This is a genomic window from Streptomyces sp. NPDC104096 (assembly GCF_055584385.1).
Genome location: NZ_JBVJMD010000005.1, coordinates 260,954 through 283,355 on the forward strand (window position 1 = coordinate 260,954; position 22,402 = coordinate 283,355).

Here is a 22,402-nt window from a genome sequence, read left to right on the forward strand (position 1 = left end):
CGCCCACCGGACCGCAGTCGTGCCGTCGTGCCTCAGAGCCAGCCGTTGCGCCGGAACCCGCGGTGCAGGGCCCGACAGGCGACGGCGATCACGGCGAGGACCAGCGGATAGCCGAACTGCCAGTGTCGCTCCGGCATGTGATCGAAGTTCATCCCGTACACCCCGCAGACCATCGTCGGCACGGCGATCACCGCGGCCCATGCCGTGATCTTGCGCATGTCCTCGTTCTGCGCGACCGTGACCTGCGCGAGGTGCGCCTGGAGAATGGAGTTGAGCAGTTCGTCGAAGGAGGCGATCTGCTCCGTGGCCCGCAGCAGATGGTCGGAGACATCGCGGAAGTAGGCCTGTATCTCGGTGTCGACCACCCGCATGGGCCGGTCCGAGAGGTCCAGCAGCGGCCGGGCGAGCGGCACCACCGCCCGCTTCAGCTCCAGGAGTTCCCGCTTGAGCTGGTAGATACGGCCCGGGTCGGTCCGGGCGCCGTCCGCCGAGAACACGTCCGTCTCGACCTGGTCGATGTCCGACTGCATCGAGTCGGCGACATGGAGATAGTCGTCGACCACATGGTCCGCGATCGCGTGCAGCACGGCCGAGGGTCCCTTGGCGAGCTGGACCGGATCGCTCTCCAGCTCCTCGCGCAGCGGACCCAGCGAGCCGTGCCGTCCGTGCCGCACCGAGATGACGAAGTCATGGCCGACGAACACCATGATCTCGCCGGTGTCCACCACCTCGCTGGTCGCGGTGAGTTCCTCGTGCTCGACGTAGCAGACCGTCTTGAACACCGCGAACAACGTCTCGCCGTACCGCTCGACCTTCGGGCGCTGGTGCGCCTCGACCGCGTCCTCGACGGCCAGCGGATGCAGGTCGAACAGCTCGGCGATCCCCGCGAACTCCTGGTCCGTGGGCTCGTGGAGGCCGAGCCAGACGAAACCGTCGCCGGACTTGCGCACCCGCGCCACGGCATCGACCAGATCGCGCCCGCCCGGTGCCCGGACGCCGTCCCGGTACGTCACGCAGTTCACCACGGAAGAGCCGAGCGGGGACCGCGCGGGGTGACTCAGGTCGACGCGCGGCCGCCGACGAGTGAGCCGTGCCACCCTGCGCAGGCCACCGACCCGGCCGAGTTCGGTGACCCTTCGCAGATTCCCTGCCATGGACATCTGGATCTCCTCGCGTGGATCTCCTCGCGCCGTACTGCCGAACCGCCGTACTCCTGCGCCCTGGCGTGCCAGTTTGCCAGGTGCGGGGGAACGACGGAAAAGCCTGTGGAAACAGGAGATTCCGCTTGGTTCCCGCCTGTGGACGAACCGGCCCCGCCCGACGGGGGCGTCGCCCGCACGGGACAAGCGGGATGACTGGGATGATCGGGGCATGACGCGAACCGACCGGTATCTCCTCGACAATCGCCAGGCCGAGGCGGCAGAGCGATTCGACGCCTTCGCCGCCCTCTTCGACCCCACGACGTTCCGGCACATGGACAGACTCGGGATCGAACCCGGCTGGCGCTGCTGGGAAGTCGGCGCCGGCGGTACCTCCGTGGTGTCCTGGCTGGCCAGGAAGGTCGGACCGACCGGCCAGGTCGTCGCGACCGACATCGACGTCTCACGACTGGCCGCCGTGACCCGTCCCCCGGTCGAGGTGAGCGTGCACGACGTGGGCGCGCAGGAGCCGCCGGGGGCGGACTTCGACCTGGTGCACGCCCGGCTCGTCCTCGTCCATGTCCCGGACAGGGAGCGGGCGCTCCAGTCGATGATCAAGGCCCTGCGCCCCGGGGGACGGCTCCTGATCGAGGACGCCGACCCGGCGCTTCAACCGCTTCTGTGCCCCGACGAGCACGGCCCGGAGCAGCAGCTCGCGAACCGCCTGAGGCACGGGTTCCGCACCCTCCTGGCCGACCGCGGCGCCGACCTCGCGTACGGGCGCAGGCTCCCCCGGCTGCTGCGCGAGGCCGGGCTGCACCAGGTCGAGGCCGACGCGTACTTCCCGGTCGCCTCGCCCGCCTGCACCGCCCTGGAGACAGCGACGGTGCGGCAGATCCGGGATCGTCTGGTCGAGGCGGGCCTCGCCACGCACCAGGACATCGACCGGCACCTGGCGAATCTGGCCTCCGGCAGCATGGACCTGGCCACCGCTCCCATGATCTCGGCCTGGGGCCGCAAGGCGTAGCGCCGCCGCGTGCCCTGCGGTCGCCGACTCACCGTGACCCGGGTGGTCTCCCGCCGACCCGTTCGACCGCCTGCGCCCCGGCCCGGCACCCTTCCGCCGCGGCCTCCTCGGCTTCGGCACCGGCGAGCAGCGCCGCGAGGAACGCGCCCGTGAAGGCATCGCCCGCTCCCGTGGTGTCCCGGGGCGTCGCCGGCACCGCGGGGACGCGGGCCCGCACGGCGCCGGACCTGGCCACCAGCGCCCCGCGGGCGCCCTGCTTGGCGACCACCAGCGGGACGTGACGGCTCAGCTTGGCCGCCGCGTCCGCCATGTCGGGCAGCCCCGTGAGCAGGCACGCCTCGTCCCGGCTCGGCAGCAGGACCGCCACCCCGGCGACGAGCTCCAGGAACCGCTCGACGCCCAGGCCGGCCAGAAAACCGGCCGACGCGGGATCCAGACTCACCGGCACCCCACGCGCGCGTGCGGACTCCAGGGCCACCGCCACCAGGGCCCGGCTCGGCTCCGAGAAGAGCAGATAGCCCGACAGGTGCAGCCACGCGACCCCGTCGAGCAACGCGTCCGACCAGTCGCCCGGGTCGAGTCGCAGGCACGCGCCACTGTCGGTGAGAAACGTCCGCTCCGCCGCCTCTCCCGTGTCGACCAGGCAGATCACCGTCCCGGTCGGCGCCCGCGGGTCCACGACGAGCCGCGGCCGCACCCCGTGACAGGCCAGCTCCCGCTCGTGCCAGGCGGCCGCGTCCGCGCCCACCCGCCCGAGCATCCGCACGTCGGGACAGCCCCGGTGGGCGGCCCAGCACGCGACGTTCGCGCCCGCGCCACCGGGCAGGGTACGGATCGAGGCGGCCGTGTCCGTGCCGGTGGCGAGCGGCCCCCGGTGCCGGGCCACGACGTCCGTGACCACGTCACCGACGACCAGCAGCGCGCCGTCCCGTCCGGCGGTCATCCCCCCGCCCACGCCGCCGCGATCCGGCCCGCCAGCCTCACGTTCCCCCGCACGGCCGCCAGATTGGCGCTCAGCGAGGCGCCGTCCGTGTGCCGCACGAGATGGTCGAGCAGGAACGGAGTGACCGCCTGCCCGGTGACGCCCCGCTCCTCGCACGCGTTCAGCGCCTCGGCGAGCACCCGCGCGTGCAGCTCGGGATCCAGCTGCTCCTCCTCGGGGACGGGCTGGGCCACGATCAGCGCCGACTCCGGCCCACCGACCGCGTCCTGCGCCCGCATCACGTCCGCCACCTGCCCCGGGGTGTCGAGCCTCCAGTCCACCGGGTGGCCCGAGTCCGACAGATAGAAGCCCGGGAAGCGGTCCGTGCCGTACCCGGCCACCGCGACCCCCAGCGTCTCCAGCCGTTGCAGGGTCGCCGGCACGTCCAGGATGGACTTCACGCCCGCGCACACCACCGTGATCCGGGTCCGTGCCAGCAGACCCAGATCCGCAGACTCGTCCTGCGTCACGGTCCACTCGCGGTGCACCCCGCCGAGTCCCCCCGTCGCGAACACCCGTACGCCCGCGAGCGCGGCCAACAGCGCGGTCGCCGACACGGTCGTCGCCCCGCTGGCCCCCGCGGCCACCGCGAGCGCCAGGTCGCGATGGCCGAGCTTGCGGATCCCGTCCTCGTTCGCGACCCGCTCCAGCTGCTCCTTGTCCAGACCGACACGGGGCCGCCCGTCGAGGACGGCGATCGTCGCCGGTACGGCCCCCTCCTGCCGTACGACGCTCTCCAGCTCCAGCGCCACCTGAAGGTTGCGCGGGCGCGGCAGCCCATGCGCGATGATCGTGGACTCCAGGGCCACCACGGGCCGACGCGCGGCTATCGCTTCCCGTACCTCATCGGACACCACCAGCACCACGCGCCTGCCTCCTGTCTCGCGGTCCTCCCTCATCTCTGGCGGGCGGCGCGCCCGGTCAAACCCGCGCGGCCGGCGGGGGACGACAACGGCGGGCCCCCGCGCCGCCGCGATCACCGCGGCGGACGCCGCCGGGTCGCGGCCCCCGAACGGCGCGAACGCTCCCGAGGCGGTGTCCGGTCCGCGGGTCTCAGAAGAGCGGCTCGGGCAGCACACCTTCCAGGGCGAGCAGTTTCCGCTTGGTCTCCAGCCCGCCCCCGAACCCGCCGATGCCGCCGTCGCTCTCGACGACCCGGTGGCAGGGCACGATCACGGGCAGCGGATTGGACCCCATCGCGACGCCCACCGCCTGCGCCGCGCCCGGCTGACCGACCCGGCTCGCCAGATCGCCGTAGCCGACGACCGCGCCGAAGGGCACCGTGGACGCCAGCTCCCGCAGCACCTGCCGGTTGAAGCCCGAGATCAGCGACCAGTCCAGCGGCAGCTCGAAGTCGCGCCGCTCACCGGCGAAGTACGCCTCGACCTGGCGTATCGCCTCCGCCAGCAGCGGGGAGCCGGGCGCCTCGACGGGCGCGGTCCCCAGCCGGTCCGCGAGTCGGCCGAGCGTCCTGTCGCGCACCGCGTCGGTGGCGTGGAACACGACGTTGACCAGACCCGTGCCGGTCGCGGCCAGAAGCAGCGGACCGATGTCGGTGGCGACGACGGTCCACACGACCTGCTGCTCGTACTGCCCAAGGCTGTCCATGCGCCCCACCGTACGGCCCGCCACTGACAACACCGCCGGAACCGGACACCGGACAGCGCCCGCCCTCCCCGCCGCCGGCGGGGGTCAGCACCCGTACAGGGCCTGGCGCACGAGGTCGGGCCTGTCGGTGATGACGCCGTCGACCCCGTACCCGGTGACCCTCCGGGCGGTCTTCGCGTCGTCGACGGTCCAGGCGGCGACCTCCATCCGCCTGCCGTGCGGGCCCGTCAGCGCGTGCACCGCGGACACGTACCCCGCGGACAGGGACCCGTGCGAGGCGTTGATCCGGTCGGTGAAGGCCGCGTAGCCGGGCAGATCCCGCGCGGCCGGGCTGCCGAGGAACCCCGTGGTGACAGCGGGCCTCAGATCGTGGACCCTGCGCAGACTGTCCGCGCTGAAGCTCTGGACGACCAGCCGGCGGGCGAGGTGCTGCCGGTCGAGCCAGCCCTCGTTGCCGAGCAGCTTGAGGATCTGCTGCTCGATACCCGGGTACAGCTCCGGGTTCTTGATCTCCAGGAGCAGGTTCTGACGGTTGTGCTCGACGCGGCGCAGGTACTGCTCCAGCGTCGGCACGTGCACGCCCGCGTAGGAGCGGCCGAACCAGCTGCCCGCGTCGAGGCGTGCGATCTCGGCGGCTGTGAAGTCCTTCACTTTCCACGGCGAGCGGCCGGGGAAGACCCGCTCGACGTCGGTCGTGCGCCGGAGGCTGTCGTCGTGGATCACCACGAGCGTGCCGTCCTCGGTGCGCTGGACGTCGTTCTCCACCCAGTCGACGCCCAGCCCGGCGGCCCGGTCGACGGCCGCCAGGGTGTTCTCGGGGGCGTAGGACGAGGCACCCCGGTGGGCGATGACCACGGGCCGCCGGTCGGAGCGCGCCCGGGCGTCGGAGGCCGGCGTCAGAAGGGTCATGGCCGCCAGGAGCGCGGCGGTCATGACGGCAAGTGCGCGCGCGTACATGCGTACTCCTCGCGTCGGACGACTACGGACGGTTCAACTGTGACAGCAGAGCGTCCGTCACGGGGGGTGTGCGAGGTGACCGCGGGCTGAACGGACGCCCTCACGCCTGCTCACGGTTGCCGCACATGTGCGGCAAAAGTGTGTTTCTTTGTCGGAGAACCGTTCGGTCATTGCGGTGAGAGTCATACTCTCAGCGGCAGCCTCGACCGGTCAGACGGTCCTGAGCGAGGGGGATAATTAAGGCGATTTCAGGACCGAAACCGGACGGAGGGCAGCCGAGCATGCAAGGCACGGTCGACGGATTCAGCTACGGTCTCGTCACACCGCTGGTGGCCTACGTCATGGCCTGCCTCGGCGGAGCCCTCGGACTGCGCTGCACCACCAGGGCACTGCTCGTGACCCAGTCCTGGCGTCCGGGCTGGCTCGCCCTGGGCTCCGCGGCGATCGGTTCCGGCATATGGACCATGCACTTCATAGCGATGATGGGCTTCTCGGTCGAAGAGGCGCCGATCCGCTACGACAGGCCGACGATGTACGCCAGCCTCGCCGTGGCCGTCGTCATGGTGGGCGTCGGGATCTTCATCGTCGGCTACAGGGGCGCCAAGGGAGCGGCCCTGTTCACCGGGGGCACCATCACCGGTCTCGGAGTGGCCTCGATGCACTACCTGGGCATGGCCGGAATGCGCCTGAACGGGGTCCTGGAGTACAGCACGCTCACCGTCGCCGCGTCCGTCGCCATCGCGATGGCCGCCGCCACCGCCGCCCTGTGGGCGGCCGGCCAGGTCCGCGGGCTGCGCTGGAGCGTCGGCGCGAGCCTGGTGATGGGCCTGGCCGTCAGCGGAATGCACTACATGGGGATGGCCGGCCTCAGCGTCCACCTCCACGCCACGCCCGACGCCTCCTCCGGCGACTCGCCCGCGGCGCTGCTCGCCCCCATGCTCATCGGCCCGCTGGCCTTCCTCTGCCTCGCCGGTGTCGTGGTGATGTTCGACCCGCTGATGGTCATGGGAAGGCCCGAACAGGTCGTCGCCGAGCCCAAGCCCGGCATCCCGGCCCACCCGGTCGTGGAGCACGGAGGCCGTCGCGTGCCGCCCCGGCCCCGGCGGGAAGCGGTGCAGCGCCGCTCCCGCACCCCGCAGGGCCGCTGATCCGACCCCGTTGTCAGTGGGGAGCCGTACGGTGGAACCCATGCGGCCCGTTTCCCACATCGAACGCACGGTGGCGCCCTTCGAGGTCGTCAGCCCCTACCAGCCCAGCGGCGACCAGCCGGCGGCCATCGCCGACCTGGCCCGGCGCATCGAGGCAGGCGAGAAGGACGTCGTCCTCCTGGGCGCGACCGGCACCGGCAAGTCCGCCACCACGGCGTGGATGATCGAGAAGCTCCAGCGCCCCACGCTCGTGATGGCCCCGAACAAGACCCTGGCCGCCCAGCTGGCGAACGAGTTCCGCGAGCTGCTCCCCAACAACGCGGTCGAGTACTTCGTCTCGTACTACGACTACTACCAGCCCGAGGCCTACGTCCCGCAGTCGGACACCTACATCGAGAAGGACTCCTCGATCAACGAGGAGGTCGAGCGCCTGCGGCACTCCGCGACCAACTCGCTGCTCACCCGCCGCGACGTGATCGTGGTCGCCTCGGTCTCCTGCATCTACGGCCTCGGCACCCCGCAGGAGTACGTGGACCGCATGGTCCAGCTCAAGGTCGGCGACGAGATCGACCGCGACCAGCTGCTGCGCCGTTTCGTGGACATCCAGTACACGCGCAACGACATGGCGTTCACCCGCGGCACCTTCCGGGTCCGTGGCGACACCATCGAGATCTTCCCGGTCTACGAGGAGCTCGCGGTCCGCATCGAGATGTTCGGCGACGAGATCGAGGCGCTGTCCACCCTGCACCCGCTCACCGGCGAGATCATCAGCGACGACGAGCAGCTGTACGTGTTCCCGGCCTCCCACTACGTCGCCGGACCCGAGCGCATGGAGCGGGCCGTCAACGACATCGAGAAGGAGCTCGGGGCCCGCCTGACCGAGCTGGAGAAGCAGGGCAAGCTCCTGGAGGCGCAGCGCCTGCGGATGCGGACCACGTACGACATCGAGATGCTCCGCCAGATCGGCAGCTGCTCCGGCGTCGAGAACTACTCGATGCACTTCGACGGCCGCGAGCCGGGCTCCGCGCCGAACACCCTGCTCGACTACTTCCCCGACGACTTCGTGCTCGTCATCGACGAGTCGCACGTCACCGTGCCGCAGATCGGTGCCATGTACGAGGGCGACGCCTCCCGCAAGCGCACCCTCGTCGACCACGGATTCCGGCTGCCCTCCGCCCTGGACAACCGCCCGCTGAAGTGGGAGGAGTTCCAGGAGCGCATCGGCCAGACGGTCTATCTGTCGGCGACCCCCGGCAAGTACGAGCTCTCGCGCGGGGACGGCGTCGTCGAACAGATCATCCGGCCCACCGGCCTCATCGACCCGGAGGTCGTCGTCAAGCCCACCGAGGGGCAGATCGACGACCTGGTCCACGAGATCCGCGGGCGCGTCGAGAAGGACGAGCGCGTCCTGGTCACCACGCTCACCAAGAAGATGGCCGAGGACCTCACCGACTACTTCCTGGAACTCGGCATCCAGGTGCGCTATCTGCACAGCGACGTCGACACCCTGCGCCGCGTCGAGCTCCTGCGCGAGCTGCGGGCCGGCGAGTTCGACGTCCTCGTCGGCATCAACCTGCTGCGGGAGGGACTCGACCTGCCCGAGGTGTCGCTGGTGGCCATCCTCGACGCCGACAAGGAGGGCTTCCTGCGCTCCGGCACCTCCCTGATCCAGACCATCGGCCGTGCCGCGCGCAACGTCTCCGGCCAGGTCCACATGTACGCCGACAAGATCACCCCGGGGATGGAGCGGGCCATCGACGAGACCAACCGCCGACGCGAGAAGCAGGTCGCGTACAACACGGCGCACGGTATCGACCCGCAGCCGCTGCGCAAGAAGATCAACGACATCGTGTCGCAGATCGCCCGCGAGGACGTCGACACCGAGCAGTTGCTCGGCTCCGGTTACCGCAAGGCGAAGAAGGACGGCCAGGGCACCAAGGCCCCGGTGCCCTCCCTCGGCGGCAAGGCGGCCGGCGCGAAGGCCGGCCGGTCCGCCAAGGCCAAGGAGACGGTGCCGACCGACCGTCCCGCGGCCGAACTCGCCGATCAGATCGAGGAACTGACGCAGCGGATGCGCGCCGCCGCCGCGGACCTGCAGTTCGAGATCGCCGCCCGGCTGCGTGACGAGGTGTCCGAGATGAAGAAGGAACTGCGTCAGATGCGGGAGGCGGGCCTGGCCTGACCCAGCCGTCACACCGGACCCCGGTGCGGCGTGGTGTGTTGCAAGACCGACACAAAGTGCGGACCGGGGTTCGGCACTGTCGGTGGCTCTGCGTAGGGTTCTGGACAACCCGCGGAATCCGCGGCAACCGGGGACAGCTCGAGAGGGGAACAAGCCGTGACCGTCAATATGACCAAGGGTCAGGCCATCAGTCTGCAGAAGAACGACGGAGGCAGCCTGACCGCGGTACGCATGGGTCTCGGCTGGCAGGCTGCTCCCCGACGCGGCCTGTTCGGCTCGCGCACCCGTGAGATCGACCTCGACGCCTCCGCCGTCCTGTTCGCGGACAAGCAGCCGGTCGACGTGGTCTTCTTCCGGCACCTCGTCAGCGACGACGGTTCGGTGCGCCACACCGGCGACAACCTCGTCGGCGGTGCCGGCCAGGGCGGCGACGACGAGGCCGTCCTCGTCGACCTCCAGCGCGTCCCGGTCCACATCGACCAGATCGTCTTCACCGTGAACTCCTTCACGGGCCAGACCTTCCAGGAGGTGCAGAACGCGTTCTGCCGTCTGGTCGACGAGACCAACGGCCAGGAGCTCGCCCGCTACACGCTGGCGGGTGGCGGCGCCTACACGGCCCAGATCATGGCCAAGGTGCACCGGGTCGGCTCGGGTTGGTCGATGACGGCCCTCGGCGCCCCGGCCAACGGCCGCACCTTCCAGGACCTGATGCCGGTCATCCTTCCGCTTCTCTAGCGTCGCGGCACCGGCAGGGCGGCGAGCGGCACACGACACGACACGGTGGCACGGGGCAGGGAGACGCGGGCGATGACGGCCGAGCTGGTAAGGGGACAGAATCATCCGCTGTCCCAGGTCCGCCTGGAGATCCGGGTCTCCGCCGGCACGCCGATCGTGGCCGGCGCCACGCTCGGCGACGAGGACGGCAGGGTCCGGGGCGTGGAAGGGGTGGCCCACCCGGGCGCCCCCGCCCTGCCCGGACTCGAGGTCTCCCGGCAGGCGGCCGCCGATCACCGCCTCGCGGTGGACCTGGCCGCCGTGCCGGAGGCCGTGCACCGGGTGAGCGTGCTGCTCGCACTGCCCGACGGCACGGGCGGCCCCGCCCGCTTCGGCCTGGTCGCGGCGCCGTTCGTCGCCGTCACGGGCCTGGACGGCAGCGAGATCGCCAGCTACACGATCACCGGACTGGACGCCGAGTCGGCCGTCGTCGCCCTGGAGCTCTACCGCAGAGCCGGTGCCTGGAAGGTGCGCGCCGTCGGCCAGGGATACGCGGGCGGTCTCGCCGAACTCCTCGACGACCAGGGTCTGCCCGAGGCCCGGCAGCTCGCGGCCGGTGTCAGCGAGGCGGTCTCCCGCGGTCTGGCCCGCTCGGTCCAGGCGCCCGCGCCGAGACCGGACGGCGACCGCTTCCGACAGCCCGCGGTCCGCGGCCCGGAGCACGGCGGGACCCCGGCCCAGGGCGGCGCGAGCTCCGTGGCGCCCCAGCCCGTCACTCAACAGGGGCTCCAGGACCCGTACGGACCGCAGGCGCCGGTCGGCCCGGGGCAGTCCGGGCAGCAGAACGCCCACCCGGGCGGCACCACGCCCGCCGACCCTGCCGGCACCCCGTCCTCCGGTCCCGCGGATCCCTCCGCGCTCACCCCTTCCGGAGCGTCGGCCACGCCCCCGGGCGCCCCTTCCGCCACGCCGGCCGCCGGCACGGGGCCGATCGACTACACCCATCCCGGCCGCCGGAACGCCACACCCCCGGCACCGCCCGCGCCCCCGCCGACCGCGCCCCCTGCCCCTCCCGGGCAGCCGGCCCGGCCCGTCGCGGGCGACGCGACCGGCTGGTCCATGGAGGAGCGGCTCTACAACCAGGTGTGGGGCATGTTCGAGGACCTCGCCCGCACCACTGCCGCCTACCGCAGCGCGGTCGACTTCGCCGACTCCCGCCGGGAGAAGGAGCTCGACCAGGTGCTGTCCGACCCGCGCGCCCGGATCGGCGGACAGGGCGACGCCGCACGCGAAGCGGCCCACGACAAATACACCCGGCTCGTGGACCAGGCCACCCAGGCCCTGGACCGGGACGTCGCGCAGCTCACCGCCGAGGCCGAGGTCGTCGAGCCCGCGCTGCCGCCGGCGTACGCGGGCTGGGAGAGCCCCGTCTGGCACGGCTATCGCGTGCCGATGGAGATGCCCATGGCGCTTCGCATCGGCGACCTCCAGCTGCCCGAGGCGCCGCAGCTGCGTATCCCGATGCTGGTCAGGCTGCCGCTGGAGCGCGGCTTCTGGATCGACAGCGCAGGTTCCGGATCGTCCGACGGGGCGTTCGCCGACGATTACGAACTGCGGCACCTGGCGATGACCACGGCGGTGGCGCACGCGGCCCGGCTGCTGGCCGTGCACCCGGCGGGCGAGTTCACCGTGCACGTGATCGACCCGGCCGGTTCGGCGGCGCAGCCGCTCGCGCCGCTGGTGCGGGCCGGTGTGCTCGCGGGCCCGCCGGGGGTCGGCGCCGCGGGGGTGGCAGACGTCCTGGGCCGGCTCACCCAGCGGGTCGACCTGGTCCAGATGGCGGTGCGCGGCGGTGCCGCCGACGCGCTGCCGCCCGGCTTCGACACCTCCCAGCAGCTGCTGGTCGTCAACGACTTCCCGCACGGTTTCGACGACCGTGCGGTGACCCAGCTCCGCTACCTCGCCGACGAGGGGCCGGCCTTCGGCGTCCATCTGATGATGGTGGCCGACCGCGAGGACGCCGCCGGTTACGGTCCGTTGCTGGATCCCCTGTGGCGCTCGCTGCTGAGGCTCACCCCGGTCCCGGACGATCACCTCGCCGACCCCTGGGTCGGGCACGCCTGGACGTACGAGCCCTCGCTGGTGCCGCCCGGCAGCCAGGTGCTCGGGCAGGTGCTCGCGCAGGTGGCCGAGGCGCGTCGGACCTGGTAGCCGTGACGCCCTCGCGCGCCTTCACCAAGACCACGTAAAGCTCTTCCATCAGCGCCTTTGGCGCTTTCTTTACTAACCCCTTTACCTCTACTTGGTGATTGGGGTACTGTCTTCCCACGGAGGGGAGTACTCCCTGTCTGTGCGGCGTACCCGTCAATACGGATCCGACCGGATCCCGGGGCGTCGGCCCGTGCGGCCGCTGAAGCGTCATCGACGCCGCGGCCCGGGGTGGAAGAGACCTCCGGCAGCACTACGACGCTGACTACCCACCGTTACGTAATGCCGGAGGCGCAATGGATGTTTCCCTGCCCCTGTGGGTCCTGACCATCGCGGGCCTTGCCGCCCTGATCGCGGTCGACTTCTTCATCGGCCGCAAACCGCACGACGTGTCCCTCAAGGAAGCGGGCATCTGGACGGTCGTCTGGATCGCCCTGGCCGGACTCTTCGGCCTCGGACTGCTGCTCTTCGCCGGAGGCCGGCCCGCCGGCGAGTTCTTCGCGGGCTTCATCACCGAGAAGTCGCTGAGCGTCGACAACCTCTTCGTCTTCGTCCTGATCATGGCGAAGTTCGCGGTGCCGACGCGGTACCAGCAGCGCGTCCTCCTCGTCGGCGTGCTCATAGCCCTGGTCCTGCGGGCCGTCTTCATCGCCGCCGGCGCGGCGATCCTCGCCAGCTTCGCCTGGGTCTTCTACCTCTTCGGCGCCTTCCTGATCTGGACCGCCTGGAAGCTCGTCAAGGAGGCCCGTGCCGACGAGGACGAGGAGGAGTTCGAGGAGAACAAGCTCCTCAAGGCCGCCGAGCGACGCTTCGGGGTGGCCGACCGCTATCACGGCACCAGGCTGTGGATCCGGCAGAACGGCAAGCGGATCATGACCCCGATGCTGGTCGTGATGCTCGCGATCGGCACCACGGACGTGCTGTTCGCGCTCGACTCCATCCCGGCCATCTTCGGCCTGACCCAGGACCCGTACATCGTCTTCACGGCCAACGCGTTCGCGCTGATGGGCCTCAGGCAGCTGTACTTCCTCATCGGCGGCCTGCTGAAGAAGCTGGTCCACCTCTCCTACGGCCTGTCGATCATCCTGGGCTTCATCGGCGTCAAGCTGGTGCTGCACGCGCTGCACGAGTCCGGCGTCCATGTCCCGGAGATCAGCATCCCCGTCTCGCTCGGCGTGATCTGCGGCGTCCTGATCGTCACCACGATCACCAGTCTGCGAGCCTCCCGGAAGCAGGCGGCGGCCGAGACGGCGCGCGGCGACAGCGAGGGCGCCACGCAGGACAGCGTCGGCGTCTGACCGCGCCGACCGCAGGAACCACGTCATCGGGAGGGGTGCGCGGCACACCGCCGTCACCCGCTCCCGGTGCCGCCCCCGGGCGAGGGGCGCACGGAGAACCGAGTGCCGAAGGAGGCGAGCATGTTCCGGAAGTCGCGGAATGCGAAGTGCGAAGGCCTCTGCGACGATCGCCCCATGATCGCTCGGCTCAGGTCGCTCGCCACGCAGTGGACGTCCCTCGTGCCGTTGGCCGCGGTCGTCCTGCTGGTCCTCACCTGGGGACGCGACCTGCCCGGCGTGCTGGTCGCCGTGGTGACCGTGGTCCTGGCCGGGGCGGTGCTGGCCGCCGTGCACCACGCCGAGGTGGTCGCCCACCGGGTGGGCGAACCCTTCGGCTCCCTGGTGCTCGCCGTCGCCGTCACGATCATCGAGGTCGCCCTGATCGTCACCCTCATGGCGGACGGCGGGGCCAAGAGCTCGACCCTGGCCCGGGACACGGTCTTCGCGGCGGTGATGATCACCTGTAACGGCATCGTCGGCCTGAGCCTGCTCGTCGCCTCGCTGCGCCACGGCACGGCGATCTTCAACCCCGAGGGCACCGGCGCCGCCCTCGCGACGGTCGCGACCCTGGCCACCCTCAGCCTGGTGCTGCCCACGTTCACCACGAGCAAGCCGGGCCCGGAGTTCTCCTCCGTGCAGCTCACCTTCGCCGCAGTGTCCTCGCTGATCCTGTACGGCCTGTTCGTGGCGACCCAGACCGTGCGCCACCGCGACTACTTCCTTCCGATCGCGCGGCAGGGCGGCGGGGTCGCCGTGGACGAACACGCCGTGGCGCCGTCCGCCCGCACCGCGCGGATCAGCCTGGTGCTGCTGGGACTCGCCCTGATCGGAGTCGTGGGACTGGCCAAGGGCGTGTCGCCGGCGATCGAGTCGGGCGTCGAGGCCGCCGGACTCCACCACGCCGTCGTCGGTGTGATCATCGCGCTGCTCGTGCTGCTTCCCGAGACCATCGCCGCGCTGCGGTCCGCACGCCGCGACCGGGTGCAGACCAGCCTCAACCTCGCCCTCGGATCGGCGATGGCCAGCATCGGCCTGACCATCCCCGCGGTCGCCCTCGCGTCGCTCTGGCTGGCCGGCCCGCTCATCCTCGGGCTGAGCGCCACCCATATGGTGCTGCTCGCCCTGACCGTGGTGGTGAGCTCGCTGACCGTGGTCCCCGGCCGGGCCACACCGCTCCAGGGCGGCGTCCACCTGGTGCTGTTCGCCGCCTACCTGGAGCTGGCGATCAACCCGTGAGGACCCGTGAGGCCTCGCCCGGAGCCGGGGCGGTCAGTCCAGGACGGGCTGCGCGACCGGGACGCGCACCGGGCGGGTCTCCGGCAGCAGGGTGAAGCAGCCGAGGCTGAGCAGCGCGATACCGGTCAGATAGGCGCCGACACCCCAGGGGACCCGTCCGCCCTGCTCGGCGAGCGCCGTCGCCACGATCGGGGTGAGCGCGCCCCCGAGTACCCCGCCGAGGTTGTAGCCGACCGCGGCGCCGGTGCAGCGCACCCGAGGGTCGTACAGCTCCGGCAGATAGGCGGCGATCACGGCGAACATCGTGATGAACGAGATCAGCGCGCCCAGGAAGCCGAGGAACATCAGCAGCGGTGCGCCGGTGGACAGGAGCGCGACCATCGGGAACATCCACAGGGCGGAGCCCGCACACCCGGCCAGGCACATGGGGCGCCGCCCGAAGCGGTCACCGAGGACCGCCGCCACCGGGGTCAGCGCGCCCTTCACCACCACCGCGGCCATGATGCACATCAGCATGACCGTGCGGTCGACCCCCAGGCGTTCCGTGGCGAAGGCGAGGGACCAGGTCGTCACGGCGTAGAAGATCGCGTACCCGGCCGCGAGCGCGCCCGCGGTGAGCAGCACCAGCCGCCAGTGGTCGCGCGCGACCTCGGCGAGGGGCAGCCGTGCTCTGCCGTCGAGCTCCAGGAAGCGGGGGCTCTCGGTGATCGACGAGCGCAGCCACAGCCCCGCGACGGCCAGCAGGCCGGCCGCCCAGAACGGCACCCGCCACCCCCACTGGGCGAACTGGGCGTCGGACAGGGCCGCCGACAGGGCCAGCATCACGCCGTTGGCCAGCAGGAAGCCCACCGACGGACCGATCTGCGGGAAGCCCGACCACAGCCCGCGCCGTTGCTCCGGCGCGTGTTCCGCGGTCAGCAGCACCGCACCGCCCCACTCCCCGCCGAGTCCCAGCCCCTGGAGGAAGCGCAGGACCAGCAGCAGTACGGGTGCGGCCACGCCGATCCTGTCGTAGGTCGGGACGCACCCGACCGCGACCGTCGAGAGGCCGGTCAGCAGCAGAGACGCGACGAGCACCGGCCGTCGCCCGTGCCGGTCCCCGACGTGCCCGAACAGCATGGAACCCAGGGGACGCGCCACGAAGCCCACCCCGAACGTGCCGAACGCGGCCAGCGTCCCGGCCAGCGGCGAGAAGGTCGGGAAGAACAACGGGCCCAGGACCAGCGCCGCGGCGGTCCCGTAGACGAAGAAGTCGTAGAACTCGATGGCTGTCCCGGCGAGCGAGGCGGTCGCGAGCCGCAGCATGCCGGGCGCCCTTACGGTGTGTGCATCGCGCATGACGCGTCAACTACTCACGGTGACCGAGGGTTACGGGGGCGTGAGGGGGCGCGGCGGGCGCCCGGTGGCACCGTGATAGACCGGGTGCGAGCGGCGCTCCCCGGTGGACCGCAACTCGTGAACGCCCAGCCCGAACGGACCGGAGGAACCGTGCCCCGCACCCTGGCCAACGCCCCCATCATGATCCTCAACGGTCCCAACCTGAATCTCCTGGGACAGCGCCAGCCGGAGATCTACGGTTCCGACACCCTCGCCGACATCGAGTCCCTGTGCGTGGAGGCGGCGGCCGCGCACGGCGGCACGGTGGACTTCCGCCAGTCCAACCACGAGGGCGAGCTGATCGACTGGATCCACGAGGCACGGCTGAACCACTGCGCGATCGTGATCAACCCGGGCGCCTACTCGCACACCTCCGTCGCGATCCTGGACGCGCTCAACACCTGCGACGGCCTGCCGGTGCTGGAGGTGCACATCTCCAACATCCACCGGCGTGAGTCGTTCCGGCACCACTCGTACGTCTCGCTGCGCGCCGACGGCGTCATCGCGGGATGCGGGGTGCAGGGGTATGTGTTCGGGGTGGAGCGGGTCGCCGCGCTGGCCGGGCCCGCGCAGGCCGGGGCGTAGTGGCGCGTAGTCACCCGCGCGGGTGATGCACCCGGGGCGCGTGGTTCAGTACCACGCGCCCGCCGTGCGAAGGGAGGTCACCACCCCCGTGCGTGCCACTCCGGCAGGTGCGGGCGCTCGGCGCCCAGCGTGGTGTCGTTGCCGTGCCCCGGGTAGACCCAGGTCTCGTCCGGGAGGACGTCGAAGATCTTCGTCTCGACGTCGTGGATGAGGCTGGCGAACGCCTTCGGGTCCTTGCGCGTGTTGCCCACGCCGCCCGGGAAGAGGCAGTCCCCGGTGAAGACGTGCGGGTGTCCGTGCGGGTCGTCGTAGACGAGGGCGATCGATCCCGGCGTGTGCCCGACCAGATGGCGCGCGGTGAGCTCCACGCGGCCCACCCGGATGGTGTCGCCGTCGTCGACCGGGACGTCGGTCGGCACCGGGATGCCCTCGGCGTCCGCCCGCCCGGCGTAGGTGCGGGCGCCGGTGCCCGCGACGACCGCGGCGAGCGCCTGCCAGTGATCGCCGTGCTGATGGGTGGTGACGACGGACGCGATGCCGTCGTCACCGATCATGCCGAGCAGGGTGTCCGCGTCGTTGGCCGCGTCGATCAGCAACTGCTCGTCGGTGGCCCGGCAGCGCAACAGATAGGCGTTGTTGTCCATCGGGCCGACCGCGATCTTGGTGATCATCAGGTCCTTGAGCTCGTGCACGTCCGCCGGGCCGCCGACCGTCACCTGTCCGCTGTACGTCATGGCGGTCAGCCTATAGCCGGAGAGCGGCCCGGGGCCGCTCATGGCTACAGCGGAGGCAGCGTCGGAAGCGATGCCCCGGTCACCGTCAGCGCGGACCCGTCGCGCCGGCCGGCGAGCCAGCAGAGCAGTTCCGCGGGCGACCCGGTGACGGTGACCTCGGGTCCGGCCGCCGACCTGCCCGTGTCCCAGGTGCGCGTGCCGTCGGTGACGCGGGTGGACGGTACGTCGGCGTGCCCGGCGAAGCGCGCCGCCAGGAAGTCGATCTCCCGCTCGACGAATTCCGCCGGCAGGTCCTCCGCCTCGTAGCCGATCCCGAGGTCCACGTGATGCAACTCGACCTCGACCCAGCGCCGGAACGGCACGCGGGCCGCGGTGTCGCTGACCCCGTTGCGCAGCTGCACCGTGCGCGACCAGTCCGCCGGCGCGGCGCCCGTCCGCTGGAAGCGGTCGGCGCTCTCGCGCACGTCGGCGAGCTGGGTGTCGAGCGGGCGGGGCGCGTCCCGCTCGATGTCGGCGGCGCGGGTCTCGGCGGTGGGGTACATGGGGAGCCCCTCGAGGACGTTCACGAGGGCGTCCGCGTTGCGGGCGAGGTGCGCGAGAACGTGTCCGCGGCTCCAGCCGGGCAGCCGTGACGCCTCGGCCAGCGAGGCGTTGTCCAGTTTGGAGGCTGCGGCGAGCAATCGGTCGGTCGCGTCACGTACAGACGCCAGGTCACGTGCGTGATCAATCATGAGGTCGACCCTAGCCCCGTCACTCCTTCGGGTGAAGCAGGTCGACCGAGCCCGTAAATCGAATGCACGTGCTATATGGTCGAGTGCGGCGTCGGGCATGCTGGAGGGGCGGGGATTGTTATGCGTCCTGGAATCCGACCGGCGTTGTCAGTGGCTCCCCCTAGTCTGAGAAGCACAGGGGCTTGCCCCTGTTCTCTTCTCTCAAGAAAGGTGCGGACCGGCGTGGCCGACCGTCTCATCGTCCGTGGCGCGCGCGAGCACAACCTGAAGAATGTCTCGCTCGACCTCCCACGGGACTCGCTCATCGTCTTCACGGGCCTGTCCGGGTCGGGCAAGTCCTCGCTGGCCTTCGACACGATCTTCGCCGAGGGGCAGCGCCGTTACGTGGAGTCGCTCTCCTCGTACGCCCGCCAGTTCCTCGGTCAGATGGACAAGCCGGACGTCGACTTCATCGAAGGCCTCTCCCCGGCGGTCTCCATCGACCAGAAGTCGACCTCGCGCAACCCGCGCTCGACGGTCGGCACCATCACCGAGGTCTACGACTACCTCCGTCTGCTCTTCGCCCGCATCGGCAAGCCGCACTGCCCCGAGTGCAGCCGGCCGATCTCGCGGCAGTCGCCGCAGGCCATCGTCGACAAGGTGCTGGAGCTGCCGGAGGGGAGCCGCTTCCAGGTGCTGTCGCCGCTGGTGCGTGAGCGGAAGGGCGAGTTCGCCGACCTGTTCGCCGACCTCCAGACCAAGGGGTACAGCCGCGCCCGCGTGGACGGCGAGACGATCCAGCTCTCCGACCCGCCCGCACTGAAGAAGCAGGAGAAGCACACCATCGAGGTGGTCATCGACCGCCTCACGGTGAAGGAGTCCGCCAAGCGCCGTCTGACCGACTCGGTGGAGACCGCCCTCGGCCTGTCCGGCGGCATGGTCGTGCTCGACTTCGTGGACCTCGCCGCGGACGACCCCGAGCGCGAGCGCATGTACTCGGAGCACCTGTACTGCCCGTACGACGACCTGTCCTTCGAGGAGCTGGAGCCCCGTTCCTTCTCCTTCAACTCGCCCTTCGGCGCCTGCCCCGAGTGCACCGGCATCGGCACGCGCATGGAGGTCGACCCCGAACTGATCGTCCCGGACGAGGACAAGTCCCTCGACGAAGGCGCCATCCACCCCTGGTCGCACGGGCACACCAAGGACTACTTCGGCCGGCTGATCGGCGCCCTGGCGGAGGCGCTCGGCTTCCGGACGGACATCCCGTTCGCGGGCCTGCCGCAGCGCGCCAGGAAGGCCCTGCTGTACGGCCACAAGACCCAGATCGAGGTCCGCTACCGCAACCGCTACGGCCGCGAGCGCGTGTACACGACCGCCTTCGAGGGCGCCGTCCCGTTCGTCAAGCGCCGGCACGGCGAGGCCGAGAGCGACGCCAGCCGTGAGCGCTTCGAGGGCTACATGCGCGAGGTGCCCTGCCCCACCTGCCGGGGCACGCGCCTGAAGCCGATCGTCCTCGCGGTCACGGTCATGGAGAAGTCCATCGCCGAGGTCTCCGCGATGTCCATCAGCGACTGCGCCGACTTCCTGGGCCGACTCAAGCTGAACGCCCGCGACAAGAAGATCGCCGAGCGCGTGCTCAAGGAGGTCAACGAGCGGCTGCGGTTCCTGGTCGACGTCGGTCTGGACTACCTCTCGCTCAACCGCGCGGCCGGCACCCTCTCCGGCGGCGAGGCCCAGCGCATCCGTCTGGCCACCCAGATCGGTTCCGGACTCGTCGGCGTCCTCTACGTCCTCGACGAGCCGTCCATCGGCCTGCACCAGCGCGACAACCACCGGCTGATCGAGACCCTGGTCCGGCTCCGCGACATGGGCAACACGCTCATCGTCGTCGAGCACGACGAGGACACCATCAAGGTCGCCGACTGGGTCGTCGACATCGGCCCGGGCGCGGGCGAGCACGGCGGCAAGGTCGTGCACAGCGGCGATCTGAAGGGGCTGCTCGCCAACCCCGAGTCGCAGACCGGGCAGTACCTGTCCGGGAAGAAGGCCATCCCGGTGCCCGACGTGAGGCGCCCGCTCGACCCGTCGCGGCATCTGACGGTGCACGGCGCCCGCGAGAACAACCTCCAGGACATCGACGTGTCCTTCCCGCTGGGCGTGTTCACCGCGGTCACGGGCGTGTCCGGGTCCGGCAAGTCGACCCTGGTCAACGACATCCTCTACACCCACCTGGCCCGCGAGCTGAACGGCGCGCGGAACGTCCCCGGCCGGCACACGCGCGTGGACGGCGACGACCTCGTCGACAAGGTGGTCCACGTCGACCAGTCGCCCATCGGCCGCACCCCGCGCTCGAACCCGGCGACGTACACCGGTGTCTTCGACCATGTGCGCAAGCTGTTCGCGGAGACGACCGAGGCGAAGGTCCGGGGCTATCTGCCCGGCCGCTTCTCCTTCAACGTCAAGGGCGGCCGCTGCGAGAACTGCGCGGGCGACGGCACCATCAAGATCGAGATGAACTTCCTCCCGGACGTGTACGTCCCGTGCGAGGTCTGCCACGGCGCCCGCTACAACCGGGAGACCCTGGACGTCCACTACAAGGGCAAGTCCATCGCCGACGTGCTGAACATGCCGATCGAGGAGGCGACGGACTTCTTCGACGCCGTGCCGGCGATCTCCCGGCACCTCAGGACCCTCAAGGACGTCGGCCTCGGCTACGTCCGGCTCGGCCAGTCCGCGACCACGCTGTCCGGCGGTGAGGCGCAGCGCGTCAAGCTCGCCAGCGAGCTGCAGAAGCGCTCCACCGGGCGCACGGTGTACGTCCTGGACGAGCCGACCACCGGTCTGCACTTCGAGGACATCAGCAAGCTGCTGAAGGTCCTGTCGGGCCTGGTCGACAAGGGCAACACGGTCATCGTCATCGAGCACAACCTCGACGTGATCAAGACCGCGGACTGGGTCGTCGACATGGGCCCGGAAGGCGGCGCCGGGGGTGGCCTCGTCATCGCCGAGGGCACGCCCGAGCAGGTCGCCGGGGTCCCGGCCAGCCACACCGGCAAGTTCCTGCGCGAGATCCTGTCCGCCGACCGGATCAGCGACGCCATTCCGGCGCAGGCCTCGCGCCGGAAGACGGCCGCCAAGACGGTCGCCGCCAGGTCGGCCACGAAGAAGACGGCCACGGCCAGGGCGACCGCCACCGCCAACAACACGGCGACGGAGAAGGCCGCGGGCGTCACGAAGAAGGCCGCCCCGGCGAAGAAGACGGCACGGGCCCGCAAGGCCTGACCCTGTCGTCCGCGCCGCCCGGCCGTCGATGACGCCCTCATCGACGGCCGGGCGGTCGCGGAGACCGGGACGCGCCCGCTACGGCTCGCCGAGCTCGTGGGCGTACGGGGGCTGCGCGCCCGCGCGGGAGCAGGTGAGCGCGGCCGCGCGCGCCGCGAACCGCAGCAGCCGGGTCCAGCCGTCGGCGCCCAGCGCGGCCAGCGCCCCGGGGGAGAGCGCGTCCTGGACGGACAGGCCGTGCAGCAGGGCCGCGTTCACCGTGTCCCCGGCGCCGATGGTGTCCACGACGTCGGTCTTCTCGCCCGGCACGGAGTGCTCCCCGCCGTCCCGGGTGAAGACGGTGAGCCCGTCACCGCCACGCGTGATCACGACGGCCGAGGGGCCGGCCGCGAGCCACTCGCCGGGGGTGCCGCCGAGCCAACGGGCGTCGTCCTCGGAGAGCTTGAGGAGCGTGACCGACGGCAGCCAGCTTCGAAAGCGCGCCCGGTAGGCGTCCGCGTCGGGGATCAGACCCGGCCGGATGTTCGGGTCCAGGGTGGTGAACAGACCCTGCCCGGACGACGAGCGCAGCAGTTCCGCATAGGCGCTCGCGCCGGGTTCGAGGACCAGGGAACAGGTTCCGAAGGACACGGCCCGGGTCCGGTCGGGCAGCCGGTCCGGCGCCGTGAACAGCCGGTCGGCGGTGCCTTCGACATAGAAGGAGTAGGCGGCCGAGCCGCTCGCGTCGAGCGTCGCGGCGGCCAGTGTGGTCGGCTCCGTGCCGCGCTGCACGGCCGACACGTCCACCCCCGCCCGGCGCAGCCCGTCGAGCAGCGCCTCGCCGAAGGCGTCGTAGGAGGTGCGGGAGCAGAAGGCCGTGGGGGAGCCGAGACGGCCGAGCGCCACGGCGGTGTTGTAGGGGCCACCGCCCGGCACCGGCGTCAGGCCCGCCAGGGCGCCGGGCCCCTGTGGTACCAGGTCGATCAAGGCCTCACCGGCGACGACGATCACGAGTCCGGGTCCTTTCCGCGACGGTGAGGGCCGCCCGGCCCGTGCCGGCCGGGCGTGCTGCTCCCGGCCGGGCGTGCTGCTCCGGACGGCCGACGCAGCCGGGAACGTATCCCATCCGGTCCCCGGCGTAAAACGCCTGTGCGGGCGTTCCCCCGCGGTACCCGTCCTCGCGCCAGACCGGAACAT

Annotated in this window: 18 protein-coding genes; 9 read left to right on the forward strand and 9 right to left on the reverse strand. The window is 71.3% G+C overall.

Features of this window, described 5'->3' with window-relative positions:
* Nucleotides 1-32: 32 nt before the first annotated feature.
* Nucleotides 33-1,160, reverse strand: coding sequence for a magnesium and cobalt transport protein CorA (locus tag ACZ60B_RS08745; RefSeq protein WP_469385296.1), 1,128 nt, complete (start codon nucleotides 1,158-1,160; stop codon nucleotides 33-35).
* A gap of 211 nt (nucleotides 1,161-1,371) precedes the next feature.
* Here ACZ60B_RS08745 and ACZ60B_RS08750 point away from each other — a divergent pair, with 211 nt between their 5' ends.
* Entirely contained in the window at nucleotides 1,372-2,166 is a 795-nt protein-coding gene (locus tag ACZ60B_RS08750) for a methyltransferase domain-containing protein (RefSeq protein WP_469385297.1), read from the forward strand.
* A gap of 28 nt (nucleotides 2,167-2,194) precedes the next feature.
* Here ACZ60B_RS08750 and ACZ60B_RS08755 read toward each other — a convergent pair whose 3' ends face one another.
* From ACZ60B_RS08755 to ACZ60B_RS08770, 4 genes are all read right to left on the reverse strand, one after another.
* Nucleotides 2,195-3,109: a carbohydrate kinase family protein gene (locus ACZ60B_RS08755; protein WP_469385298.1), complete on the reverse strand. Its 915-nt coding sequence runs from the start codon at nucleotides 3,107-3,109 to the stop codon at nucleotides 2,195-2,197.
* Nucleotides 3,106-4,014 carry a pseudouridine-5'-phosphate glycosidase gene (locus ACZ60B_RS08760; protein WP_469385299.1) on the reverse strand — a complete coding sequence of 303 codons (909 nt, stop codon included), beginning with the start codon at nucleotides 4,012-4,014 and terminating at the stop codon, nucleotides 3,106-3,108. Before ACZ60B_RS08760 ends, ACZ60B_RS08755 begins: the two co-directional genes overlap by 4 nt.
* A 187-nt stretch (nucleotides 4,015-4,201) precedes the next feature.
* On the reverse strand, nucleotides 4,202-4,756 hold the full coding sequence (locus ACZ60B_RS08765; protein WP_469385300.1) for a methylated-DNA--[protein]-cysteine S-methyltransferase: 555 nt from the start codon (nucleotides 4,754-4,756) through the stop codon (nucleotides 4,202-4,204).
* Between the two features lie 84 nt (nucleotides 4,757-4,840).
* Nucleotides 4,841-5,713 (reverse strand): glycerophosphodiester phosphodiesterase, encoded by an 873-nt coding sequence (locus ACZ60B_RS08770; RefSeq protein WP_469385301.1) that lies wholly within the window; start codon nucleotides 5,711-5,713, stop codon nucleotides 4,841-4,843.
* Nucleotides 5,714-5,994: 281 nt separating this feature from the next.
* Between ACZ60B_RS08770 and ACZ60B_RS08775 the strand changes: the two genes are divergently transcribed.
* The 6 genes from ACZ60B_RS08775 to ACZ60B_RS08800 all read left to right on the forward strand — a co-directional run bounded on the left by ACZ60B_RS08775 (nucleotide 5,995) and on the right by ACZ60B_RS08800 (nucleotide 14,538).
* Entirely contained in the window at nucleotides 5,995-6,861 is an 867-nt protein-coding gene (locus ACZ60B_RS08775) for an MHYT domain-containing protein (protein WP_469385302.1), read from the forward strand.
* Nucleotides 6,862-6,901: 40 nt separating this feature from the next.
* Nucleotides 6,902-9,043: an excinuclease ABC subunit UvrB gene (gene uvrB, locus ACZ60B_RS08780; protein ID WP_469385303.1), complete on the forward strand. Its 2,142-nt coding sequence runs from the start codon at nucleotides 6,902-6,904 to the stop codon at nucleotides 9,041-9,043.
* A 156-nt stretch (nucleotides 9,044-9,199) separates the two neighbouring features.
* The gene (locus ACZ60B_RS08785; protein ID WP_469385304.1) at nucleotides 9,200-9,778 is read left to right on the forward strand and encodes a TerD family protein; all 579 of its coding nucleotides are present in this window, start codon (nucleotides 9,200-9,202) and stop codon (nucleotides 9,776-9,778) included.
* A 72-nt stretch (nucleotides 9,779-9,850) separates the two neighbouring features.
* Nucleotides 9,851-11,968, forward strand: coding sequence for a TerD family protein (locus tag ACZ60B_RS08790; protein WP_469385305.1), 2,118 nt, complete (start codon nucleotides 9,851-9,853; stop codon nucleotides 11,966-11,968).
* Between the two features lie 293 nt (nucleotides 11,969-12,261).
* Complete coding sequence (locus ACZ60B_RS08795) at nucleotides 12,262-13,263, forward strand: TerC family protein (protein ID WP_469385306.1); 1,002 nt, start codon at nucleotides 12,262-12,264, stop codon at nucleotides 13,261-13,263.
* 174 nt (nucleotides 13,264-13,437) lie between these two features.
* Entirely contained in the window at nucleotides 13,438-14,538 is a 1,101-nt protein-coding gene (locus ACZ60B_RS08800) for a calcium:cation antiporter (RefSeq protein WP_469385307.1), read from the forward strand.
* A 33-nt stretch (nucleotides 14,539-14,571) separates the two neighbouring features.
* Here ACZ60B_RS08800 and ACZ60B_RS08805 read toward each other — a convergent pair whose 3' ends face one another.
* Nucleotides 14,572-15,876: an MFS transporter gene (locus ACZ60B_RS08805; protein WP_469385308.1), complete on the reverse strand. Its 1,305-nt coding sequence runs from the start codon at nucleotides 15,874-15,876 to the stop codon at nucleotides 14,572-14,574.
* A gap of 150 nt (nucleotides 15,877-16,026) precedes the next feature.
* Here ACZ60B_RS08805 and aroQ point away from each other — a divergent pair, with 150 nt between their 5' ends.
* Nucleotides 16,027-16,500, forward strand: coding sequence for a type II 3-dehydroquinate dehydratase (gene aroQ / locus ACZ60B_RS08810; protein WP_469385309.1), 474 nt, complete (start codon nucleotides 16,027-16,029; stop codon nucleotides 16,498-16,500).
* Nucleotides 16,501-16,577: 77 nt separating this feature from the next.
* Here the strand turns inward: aroQ and ACZ60B_RS08815 are convergent, their stop codons facing one another.
* The gene (locus tag ACZ60B_RS08815; protein WP_469385330.1) at nucleotides 16,578-17,234 is read right to left on the reverse strand and encodes an MBL fold metallo-hydrolase; all 657 of its coding nucleotides are present in this window, start codon (nucleotides 17,232-17,234) and stop codon (nucleotides 16,578-16,580) included.
* A gap of 44 nt (nucleotides 17,235-17,278) precedes the next feature.
* Nucleotides 17,279-17,965, reverse strand: a complete 687-nt coding sequence (locus ACZ60B_RS08820; protein ID WP_469385310.1) for a maleylpyruvate isomerase family mycothiol-dependent enzyme — start codon at nucleotides 17,963-17,965, stop codon at nucleotides 17,279-17,281.
* A gap of 222 nt (nucleotides 17,966-18,187) precedes the next feature.
* Between ACZ60B_RS08820 and uvrA the strand changes: the two genes are divergently transcribed.
* Nucleotides 18,188-21,226 (forward strand): excinuclease ABC subunit UvrA, encoded by a 3,039-nt coding sequence (uvrA, locus tag ACZ60B_RS08825; RefSeq protein ID WP_469385311.1) that lies wholly within the window; start codon nucleotides 18,188-18,190, stop codon nucleotides 21,224-21,226.
* Nucleotides 21,227-21,304: 78 nt separating this feature from the next.
* On the opposite strand, the gene ACZ60B_RS08830 is transcribed toward uvrA, so the two are convergent.
* Entirely contained in the window at nucleotides 21,305-22,216 is a 912-nt protein-coding gene (locus ACZ60B_RS08830) for a carbohydrate kinase family protein (protein ID WP_469385312.1), read from the reverse strand.
* Between the last annotated feature and the right edge of the window lie 186 nt (nucleotides 22,217-22,402).